At 39.2% G+C, this 10,289-nt stretch carries 7 protein-coding genes; all 7 read right to left on the bottom strand.

All coding sequences use genetic code 11. The annotated features are described in order from the left end of the window. Window positions 1-413 precede the first annotated feature (413 nt). Window positions 414-569: a hypothetical protein gene (locus FZF08_RS04150; protein ID WP_159467388.1), complete on the bottom strand. Its 156-nt coding sequence runs from the start codon at window positions 567-569 to the stop codon at window positions 414-416. Window positions 570-614: 45 nt separating this feature from the next. After that, a complete protein-coding gene (locus tag FZF08_RS04145; protein WP_159467387.1) occupies window positions 615-1,886 on the bottom strand; it encodes an arylsulfatase in 1,272 nt (423 codons plus the stop codon). A 111-nt stretch (window positions 1,887-1,997) separates the two neighbouring features. Further along, a complete protein-coding gene (locus FZF08_RS04140) occupies window positions 1,998-3,065 on the bottom strand; it encodes a sterol desaturase family protein (protein ID WP_159467386.1) in 1,068 nt (355 codons plus the stop codon). Window positions 3,066-3,722: 657 nt separating this feature from the next. Then, entirely contained in the window at window positions 3,723-6,812 is a 3,090-nt protein-coding gene (locus FZF08_RS04135) for an efflux RND transporter permease subunit (protein WP_159467385.1), read from the bottom strand. An 18-nt stretch (window positions 6,813-6,830) separates the two neighbouring features. Next, entirely contained in the window at window positions 6,831-7,874 is a 1,044-nt protein-coding gene (locus tag FZF08_RS04130; RefSeq protein WP_159467384.1) for an efflux RND transporter periplasmic adaptor subunit, read from the bottom strand. An 8-nt stretch (window positions 7,875-7,882) separates the two neighbouring features. After that, window positions 7,883-9,247, bottom strand: a complete 1,365-nt coding sequence (locus tag FZF08_RS04125) for a TolC family protein (RefSeq protein ID WP_159467383.1) — start codon at window positions 9,245-9,247, stop codon at window positions 7,883-7,885. A gap of 235 nt (window positions 9,248-9,482) precedes the next feature. Next, on the bottom strand, window positions 9,483-10,121 hold the full coding sequence (locus FZF08_RS04120; RefSeq protein WP_159467382.1) for a TetR/AcrR family transcriptional regulator: 639 nt from the start codon (window positions 10,119-10,121) through the stop codon (window positions 9,483-9,485). Between the last annotated feature and the right edge of the window lie 168 nt (window positions 10,122-10,289).

Genomic DNA, 10,289 nt, shown 5'->3' with positions numbered 1-10,289 from the left:
GTAAAACTATAAGTCTAGTAATTATATAGACAAAGTAAATTTATATTTTTGGCTTTACCAAATGAATGGTTTAATATTCTTTGGAAGTTTGACAATATTTTCCATTTACCCGGAAATGTTATATAATTCATTCAGTTAGTAATAGAGTTATTAGCTATTAGCCGTTAGCTTTTAGCCAGAGATCAGGCAACCTGGAACACTTTGTATTCTAAATCGGCTGATCTCTATTTCGTATTTTTTGAAAATCAGGGGTTAAAACTTGGCTCGAATCCTTTTCCTTTGCCAATTACGTTCCAGTCTTCTACTTTTACACTTTTCGCCCAGGTATCGTAAAGTCCCTGCAACTCAGCAGCGATGCCTGCATTTCCCTTGATCAGATTATTGGTTTCTCCCCTATCCGCCTCAATGTCATATTATTCCCATTGGTCGCTTCGCACAGAAACAAGTTTCCATTTTCCTTTTCTGACCGCTTTATTACCCGCTCTTTCCCAGAAAATAGGTTTGGATCGACTCCATTCTTTACCATAAATTGCGGGTAAAATACTCTCCCCAGCCAACGGATGAATCATATTTTCTTTATAGGTCTGCGGATATTTGGCACCTGCAATTTCGTATTAAGTCGGCGCGATATCAATCAAATGAGCTGTTCCGTCAATCAAACCTCCCGCTGCAATTTTTGATGGGAAACGAGCAATAAACGGGCTGCTTATTCCGCCTTCATACTGAAATCCTTTGAAAGATTTCAGTGGCGTATTGGATGCATAAGCCCAGGTTCTGGTATAGGAATCATACGAACCGGCTGTTCCAACCGGCCCCCAGTTTCGCACCGTTCTGCCACTAAATCCATGTCCAACATCCTCACCGGCAGCACCATTATCTGAAATGAAAAATATAATTGTATTATCCAACTGACCGGATTCTTTTAAATGTTCTACCACTTTTCCAATGTTCTGGTCAAGGTTATCTACCTGAGCAGCATAAACTTCCATCTTTTTCGCCCACAACTTTTGTTCATCGTAGGTCAGACTGTTCCAGGCCGGCAGATCACTATTTTTAACACTGATTTTCTGGCCTTTGCCAATTATATTCAATTCCTGTTGGCGTTTGAATCGAAGTATCCTTAGCGAATCCCAACCCATATCATATTTGCCCTCATACTTTTTGATATCTTTTGGCCAGGCTTGCAAAGGCCAATGGGGCGACGTGAATGCCAGATACAGAAAGAAAGGTTTTTGTTCCTGACGCTGATCTTTTAAAAATCCAATCGCATTTTTAGCAATTTCATCGGTGTAATAGAAATTGTCCTCATCTTCCGGGTCAACGATTTTATCGTCCTTAACAAAAAAGCTGCGTTGTTTTTTAGGAAGATTTTTAATCACATAGTAATCACTTGCCCCGCCAATGTTTCCATAAAAATGATCAAAACCGCGTTTTCTGGGCCACTGGCTGGTACTGTCATCTCCCACATGCCATTTGCCGGACAACAAAGTGCTGTAACCAGCATCCTTCAAAACCTCAGCCAGGGAAACAGTTTGTTTGCTCAAAAATCCCTGATAAGCCGGTGTTCCTAAATCAATATTAAAATAACCCATACCTGCTGTGTGCTGATATTGCCCGCTGAGAAGTGATGCCCGCGTTGGCGCGCAAATGGCATTGTTGTAAAACTGCCTAAAACGAATTCCTTCGGCCGCCAGTTTATTAAGGTTAGGTGTCTGTATTTCAGATCCATAACTACCAATATCAGAAAACCCAAGATCGTCCGCCATGATCAGCACGATGTTGGGTTTTGAAATTGCGACTTGTGCTTTGAGCTTTTTCTTTTGCGAAAATGCAGGCGAGTTCATGACTAAAAAAAGAACTAAAATTTTGGTTAATCGGGTGGTCATCTTGTACTTATTAAAAAAGTAATTTATTTAAAAATTGATTTTCATTTAAAAACCTGAGTTCGCCAAGGCTATGAAACCAAGGCAAACTCAGAAATATTTATGGGTTGAAAATCAGCTGGCAACTCTCGTTTCCAGGGCAAGCGGCTCAATGATCGTTTCATGCACTTCATCTCCTACCATCGGTCCGTTGGCAGATAATTCACTACCTTCTTTTTTCGATTTCAAGATTGGCCAGATAAGTTGAGCGTACCATTCTTCTTCCTTATAATGTTTAATTCCAAATGATGTAGGATATTTCCGGGTAATAATTCCTGTCCCAAAAATGATATCCCAAAGGAAAAACATGTTACCAAAATTACCTTTGTAATACCCGATTCCGTCATCCATTGTATCGGCATGGTGCGCCTGATGCGTAGCGGGTGTAGAAATGAATCTCTCCAAAACCCAGCCTATCGGTTGAAGCCATTTGATCGTGTAAAAAGGCTTATCCCAAGGAATGTTCGAATGTGCACCTGTGGTTATCAGCGACTTAATCACTTTTACAAATAACGCGGCATAACCCAGCCCCACGTACGTAAGCGCAACGGTAAGATAAGTTTGAGAAAAGAAAATGGTGTAAATAATATTTTGTCTGCCCGCCATAGCCATTCCCATGTAAGGAGCGCTGTGGTGCGTACGGTGAAAACGCCATAACCAAGGCAGTTGGTGATGCAGACGGTGATACCAATACTGTGTCAAATCATCAGCAACGGCGATTATCGCAAATGCCCACCAGAAAGGAACCCATGAAAAACTTCCTTTTGCATACGGTAAAATCTTTGGCAATAGTTCAAGACTGTAATAAGCCACCACCGGAGCAATTATAATTTTTGGTAAAACGTAACATACAATATCCAGAATACGCTCGTTTTTGGTCCATTTATTTTCATAAAGTCCGGCAAAAAGTTCAACTACGCCAATTAGCAGTACGATGACAGATAAGCCCCAAGAACTCAGGTTTTTGAAAACTCCCTCTACCAAATGAGGCACTTTAAATGGCAACTCATTAGCTCCCTGCCAGGGCTTAAAATTTGTAAAATAAAAAGCGCCAAACATAAGTACGATCGGTGCGAGATATAAGCCAATGCTGATCAGGCCGTCACGCGTCAGCTTTTGGGCGTCTTCTTTTGCGAGTTTCATATAATATCAAATATTTTGGTGAATAGTAAAAACTACCGAATAAGGTTATACGCAAACCAGATTCCTCCGGTAATGAGTGCAAATGGAACAACGGTAAGAAAAATACCTATTGCAATTTTTTTAATTAGAAGTACAGCGTCAGCAGTAGTCATGAGAATACCTGATTAGGAATGAATTCCAAAAATACCCCGGGACAGTATGCCATAAATTCGAAAATTGACAACCACCGAAAATCTACTCCTTTACAGCATTACTGACTGGGATATTTTTGGACGTTTAGTATAAATGGGAGACAAAAAGATCAGCTTCAACAACTTTGCTCCGGGAGGAACAGCCGATGATACACCACCCTGTTTGTCATTGAAGACAAATTCAACACATTCAAAATAATCGCTTTCATAAACGAATAATTTCTGGTTTTAACTTAGGCCCAGGGTGGTTCAAGCCAAAAGTCTATAAAATATATAGACAAAGTAAATTTAATGATTCCAAAATTGCAAGCATTTGGAAAATCTTTTTGAAAAAATTATTTGGAACCAGATATTGCACGAAATAATTTTCAGTTTAAATCTCTGGAAATCAAGTAAAAAAATATCCCATGTCGGCAAATTAATTTGCTGACATGGGATATCTATAAAGTTAAACAAGAAGATTAAACTAATTCAAAACCAATTCAGGCTCCATGACTTCCTCTTCTTTTTCCATTGTAATTGTAGGTGGTAAAAGTTTGTACATCACCGGTGTTACCAAACGGGAAAGCAAAGTCGAGCTGATTAAACCTCCAATAAGTACTAAGGCAAGTGGTGAATACAAGGCGCTATACTCGATAACAAGTGGAAGCAAACCTCCGATGGCCGTCAGAGAAGTTAATAAAATAGGGACAAAACGGACTTCACCCGCTTCAATAATTGCTTCCTGAATTCCTTTCCCCTGCGCTCTCAACTGATTGGTAAAATCTACGACAAGCAAAGAGTTTTTTACTTCAATACCCACGAGTGCAATAAATCCGATTGTGGCCGTAAAAGACAAGGTTTCGCCTGTCAGGAAAAGCATTACCAAACCTCCCATGATACCCAGAGGAATTACGGACAATACGATCAGGATACTTTTGAACGTTTTAAATTCCAAAATAAGGACACCTAAAAATCCAAAAACAGTAATAATAATGATCATTCCCAAACCACCAAAACTTTCATCCTGACTTTCCTTTTCTCCGGAAACGGTGAAAGTCTGACCTTTTTCAAACTTGAATTTATTGAGCTGTAAAGTAATATTCTCATTCAGCTGCTGCACATTGTATCCCGGTTTTACAAAAGATGAAACGGTGACGTACCTGTCCTTATCGTAATGGCGAATCTGGTTTGGGGAGCTTTCCAGCCCGATTGTTGCTACATTTTTAAGTGGAATATTAGCACCCGCCGCCGAAGTAACATACAATTTATCAAACATACTATAATCCTGGATTGCGGCATTTCTGGCAATCGAAACGTTGACGTTATAATTGTCGGCTTTCCCCACATCTTCCCTGTACGTCGCCACATTTAGTCCGGCGGCGCCCAATCTTACCGTGCGATCGATATCGGATGACAAAACACCAAGTGTTCCCGCTTTTTCTTTATTAACCCTGACTTTCAGATCCGTTGGCTGAACGAGCAATGGATTGTTTACATAAATAGTACCGTCTACTTTCGCCAGTAAAGCGGCAACTTTGAAAGCCGTTTTCCGAAGTTCGTCAAGATTATCGCCATAAATCCGGTAAGCAAGCGGTGCTTCCAAAGGCGGGCCCTGTTCAAAGTCTTTCACTTTGATTTCGGCTCCGGGATAGCGTTCCAGTTTCTTTCTCAACCTTTCAATCACCTCAACTTTTTCAGAAGTTTCCAATCCTTCCACCTGAACAAATATTTCTGCAAAATTTTCACTTTCATTGCGCGGAATCACATTGTAATAGATCCGTGGATTTCCTTTTCCAACATTCGTAGCAAAAGAAGTAATCAAAGTTTCCTGTTTCAAAACCGATTCGACATATCGGGTTACCTGATTTGTCTTTTTCAAATTGGTACCCTGGGGTGTTTCAATATCAACTAAAAACATTGGTTTTTCAGATTTCGGAAACAAACTGTTTCCGATTAACGGCACCAAAGCAATAGAACCGGCAAAAAGCAAAGCTGCGAAAATCAAAGTCAGTATGGGCATTTTCAAAGCGCGATCCAGTAAACTTCCATATGTTTTATGAATACCTTTTTTCATCGCTCTCAACAGAAAATTTCCTTCTGCACTCGCATGAGGTTTCAAAATGATGCTTGATAAAAAAGGAACAATAGTCAGCGAAACCAGCACGGACGCAAAAACTGTTGTGATTACAGACAAAGGCAGACTTCGGATAAAATCTCCGGCACCTTCGGGAAGGAATGTCAGCGGTAAAAATGCAAAGATCAAAAGAATTGTACAGCCAACAACCGCCATGCTGATCTGCGTTGAAGCTTTAATGGACGCATCGATCCGGCTGTACCCCATACGCAAATAACGTTCAATGTTTTCCACTACTACAATACTGTCATCCACCAGAATCCCAAGTGCTACAATCATCCCGACAATACTTAGCTGATTGATATTATAACCAAGCAAGTTCATGATTGTCAGACCAATAGACAAAGAAAGCGGAATAGATATCATGACAACCAAAGAAGCGCGTGTTCCCAAAGGAAGCAAAGTCAGCAATACCAAAAGAATTGCAATACCAAAATCCCGGGCAAAATGAGACAAGCGGATATCAACACTATTGGCCTGGTCAAAAACCTTGATCAGATCAATATTGGATGGTAATTCTTTTTTGAACTGCGCAATGGCCGGTTCAACCTGATCTTTAACGGCAATAATATTTTCGCCTTCTTTTTGGCTAAAACTTAAAAAACTACATCTAAAACCGTTCAAACGGGTGATGTGAGTTTCGTCCTCATATCCCATTTTGATATCGGCCACATCTTTGAGATATACAATTTTCCCATCAAAGGAGGAAACCACCGTGTTGCTCACTTCATCCAGCGTACGATAATTCCCGCTCGTTTTTATGTTAAGTTTCCTGGAAGCCATGGTAATGCTTCCGCCGGGGATATTTATATTTTCACTTTGCAGAGCAGCAATAACCTGATTTTGCGTCAGATTTTGTCTGGCGATTTTTTGAAGGTTCAAACTCACCTTAACCTGACGTTCGGGAACTCCTGAAAATTCTACTTTTTTCAGCGTTTTAATTTTCTCCATCCGCTCTTTAAAAGCTTTGGAATAAGCTTTAAGCTGTGTGTAAGAAGCATTTTCGCTGATTAGAGCAAATTGGTAAATACTCACATCCGACGGCTCCATTTTATTGATCCGGATATCATTGATGTCAGCCGGAAGCGTGCTTTTCAAGCTATTGACCTCTCTTACCAATTCCTGATATTTGGTATCGGGATCTGAACTGTATTTGTAAATTACCTGCATCACGGCAAGCCCGTCCCTGATATCGGTGATGACATGTTTGATATCATCCATTTCATTGATTTTCTTTTCCATTGGATCCACCACCAACTGCTCCATATCTTTTGGACTGGTGCCAGGGTATATCACCACAACTGTAAACTGAGGTGAATGCGTATCAGGATCTTCACTGCGAGGCATCGTAAAAAGCGAATATACACCCAACGCTAAAACGGCGATGAAGACAACCAGTGTAAACTGGTAATTCTTAACGGCAAATTCTGGTAATTTCATGATTTCCTGGTTAAAATATTATTGGACTATTTTAATTACCGAACCGTTTGCCAGATAAGCAGATCCCTCGCGAATAATCTTTTCACCGGCACCAATTCCTGATAAAATGAAAGCTTTACTACCTTCCAGGTATGCCACCTTGACGGCCTTTTTCGTAGCCACATTTCCATTAGCGACGAAAACAAAAGCACTGTCACTTTCTCCTTCAATAAGTGCGTCAAACGGGATTGAAATAAGGTCTGTTTTTTCTTTTGGATAAATACTAACTTTTGCAAAAAGACCGTTTACCAACTTTACATTTTGCTTGTCAACCCGGATTTCTACCTGGAACAAACCGGACGCCACATCACTTCCCTGTGCCAGCGTTTTTACACTTCCGGTGAAAGTTTGTGAGAATGCATCAAATGATATCTCTGCCTTTTCATTGCCTTTTAATCGTGTCCAGTCTTTGTCGGTTAAACCACATTTTATTACCCAATCATCGTTTTTAACTCCGCTGATAAATAAAACAGGCGCGCCGCCTTCGATTTGCTCACCTACGTTAACCAGTTTTTTTATAACCACACCATCCGATGGCGCCACAATACTCGCATGGGAAAGATTAAAGCGAGAAATCTCCATTTGCTTTTCTGTAATCGCCAGGTTTGTCTGACTATTTTGAAGTTGCTCCTTGGTATTGACACTATCACGGTAAAGATTCTGCGTACGTTGTGCATCCCTTTTTGCTTTCAGATAATTCTCTTCCGCAAGACTCATTTGAGCAGAAATTTCAGTTGTATTCAACGTTGCCAAAAGCTGACCTTTGCGTACCTGATCTCCTTCTTTAACCAGGATTTGTCTGATAATTCCACCAACCTTAAAGGACAATCTTGCTTCGTTTTCGGATGATAATAATCCGGAAGTTTCCACAGCCTGAACCTGATTTAAGGAAGCTGAGTTTATAATTTTAACGGGAATGGTACTATCCGTTTTTTCTGGTTTTGTTTTCTCTTTACAAGCGGTCACCAAAAGTGCCGCAGCGAATAATAAGAAAGCCGGATTTATTTTGAATATCTTTTTCATGTTCGTTTTTAGTTAGAAAGTGGATAGCTGGCTTTTGCTCGTTCCAGCTCAACAGCCCGGGTTTGTACATTCAAATAGGAAATACTTTGCTGTAACTGATCGCTGATCAGCCTGTTTTGTGCGTCCAGCAATTCCAGATATAAAAGTTGCCCTTCCCGGTACAACTTCCGTTGATCCTGGTAATATTGTTCGGATAATACCGTCTGGCTTTTGGATGCTTCGTAAATTTGCCTGGCTGAACTAAGTTTATTTGCTGCAGTCTCAGCCTGCAATTGAAGTTGCTGCTCCACCTGATTTATTTGTTCCACAGTAGCCTTAATCTGGAATTCAGCCTGTTGCGCTTTGTAGAAAGTCCTGTTGGCAGCAAATAACTGCCAGCTCAAAGTCACACCAAAAAGGTAGTATCGGGTCGTATTATTGAATTTCAAAAAATCACCCTGAGAACCCAGATCCATGAACGTGGAAAGTTTGGGAAGGCGGGCAGATCTAGCCAATTGCAATGAAAGTGAATTGATATCCTGTAAAGTAGCAAGTTTGGTTAACTCTTCTCTCCTACCCGATACAGAAGTATCTGTTTCGTTAATAATCTGTTGATTTTGAGGGTATTCAATTTTAGTATTGAATGGCAAATTCAGTAAAAAATTAAAATAAGCTGCCGCATTAACCGATTGATATTTGGCATCTTCCAATTTGGCTTTCAAACCGATAAGCTCATTTTCTGCACGGCTGACCGCAGTTCTGATTGCCTTATCATTTTTAACTAACGTCTGATTGTATCGAAGGTTTTCCTGTGCAAGAATGGCAGCATTTTCTAAGATCCTGATGGATTCAAGTGTTTGCAGATATGCATAATAACCCAACTGAATATCTTTTACCAACTCGCGTTTATATACGTCTATTTCGGCTTGCTGATAATTGATTTCTTCCTTTCTGATCCTGCTATTGTAGATAATTTCTGCGTCAAAAATTGGAATAGAAGTTCTAAATTTTGCGTCGTAATAATTATTTGGGTTAAATGTTTGGCTGATGTTCCTGACTTCCGGGAAGGCCGACGAATTTGTTAGCTGATTTAGAGAATTGTAAACCGGATTCAATAAATCCCCAATGGGAAGATTTATTTTACGTCCTCCTCTGGAATCCAAATAGTTGCCAGTGAAATTAACTTCCGGCAAGAAAAAAGTCTTTGCTTCTTTCAATGCAAACATATTTCTCTGCAAAAGAAACTTCTGTTGTTTTAATCCCTGATTGTTTTCCAGTCCATGCTTTATATAGGATTGCAGCACTGTTTCCTGCGCCCGTAATACACCGGGAAGTCCTGTGATCAGCAGAACAATCAAGTAAAACGTCCATGAACTTTGAAGATTGGTTATCATATAATTAAAGATTATTTTAAGTACAGTGTTAAGTAATTAATAAAAAAATATAGATTTTCGCCTCAATGATCAGTTTTCTAAGTTCTCGCCGGCAATGCAAAACTAATGTCAGTAATTGTTAATTATTTTATTTACAGTGTTAATAATAATTAAAAAAAAGAGATAAATAACTCGTATTTATCTTCTCAACAAATGTACAGTAAAAATTTTATTTACACTGTTATTTATTAGATATTTATTTTAACCTTTCAATAAAACTAATAAAGGTTTCATAAATATAATCTGTTCTTGACTTCTCGGGATCAATCTCATAGTCATCCTCAAAAGTTACACAATCCAGTCGCATATGCATATGCAAAGTACACATACCATGCAAAGTTGACCAAATAATCAAAGAAACACTATGTGGCAATAAATTTTTAAAATAACCTTCTTTTTGGCACTCTATAACGGTTTCATATAACACGTTGTAGGTGCGGGAGCCTTCCTGCCAGTCGTCGCTATTATATTTCTGCACATGAATTATTGGCCCCTGGCGTACAAACATCAACTCATAAAAGTCCGGGTTTTCTTCTGCAAATTTTAAATAAATACGCCCCATTGTTTTCAGCCGTTCGTAGGGATGTTCAACATTTGATACAATGCTGAACTGTTGCGCGAGCAGTTTGAAACCTTCCTGATGCAAGGCAAAAACAATATCATTTTTGTCTTTATAATACAAATACAGGGTCGTCGGACTAAATTCCACTTTTTCCGCAATGTTCCGCATAGAAGTTGCCTCAAAGCCTTTTTCAAGAAAAAGTGCTTTTGCTGCTTCCAGAATTCGTTTCTTCAAATCTTCCTTTTCCCGAATTTTTCTATCTGATATGGCCATATTTATTTTTTCGCAAATATACTTAACACTGTTAATAAATAAAAACCTATCATGTAACCGAAAAATACTTTTTTTTGTAAAAAATTTTTCAATAAAATTATTCACAATTGTAGTCCTATTAATTTAACGGTCGTATTAAGCTATGAAATTCATTTACTTTTGATTGCC

The sequence above is a fragment of the Dyadobacter sp. 3J3 genome (genome assembly GCF_009801115.1).
In the GTDB taxonomy this organism is placed as follows: Bacteria; Bacteroidota; Bacteroidia; order Cytophagales; family Spirosomataceae; genus Dyadobacter.
This window is presented reverse-complemented; position numbering and strand designations above follow the sequence as displayed.

Bases quoted from the DNA above. Each gene is read 5' to 3' on its own strand.
- FZF08_RS04150 (WP_159467388.1), bottom strand. From the start codon at position 569: ATGATTCATCCGTTGGCTGGGGAGAGTATTTTACCCGCAATTTATGGT.
- FZF08_RS04145 (WP_159467387.1), bottom strand. From the start codon at position 1,886: ATGACCACCCGATTAACCAAAATTTTAGTTCTTTTTTTAGTCATGAAC.
- FZF08_RS04140 (WP_159467386.1), bottom strand. From the start codon at position 3,065: ATGAAACTCGCAAAAGAAGACGCCCAAAAGCTGACGCGTGACGGCCTG.
- FZF08_RS04135 (WP_159467385.1), bottom strand. From the start codon at position 6,812: ATGAAATTACCAGAATTTGCCGTTAAGAATTACCAGTTTACACTGGTT.
- FZF08_RS04130 (WP_159467384.1), bottom strand. From the start codon at position 7,874: ATGAAAAAGATATTCAAAATAAATCCGGCTTTCTTATTATTCGCTGCG.
- FZF08_RS04125 (WP_159467383.1), bottom strand. From the start codon at position 9,247: ATGATAACCAATCTTCAAAGTTCATGGACGTTTTACTTGATTGTTCTG.
- FZF08_RS04120 (WP_159467382.1), bottom strand. From the start codon at position 10,121: ATGGCCATATCAGATAGAAAAATTCGGGAAAAGGAAGATTTGAAGAAA.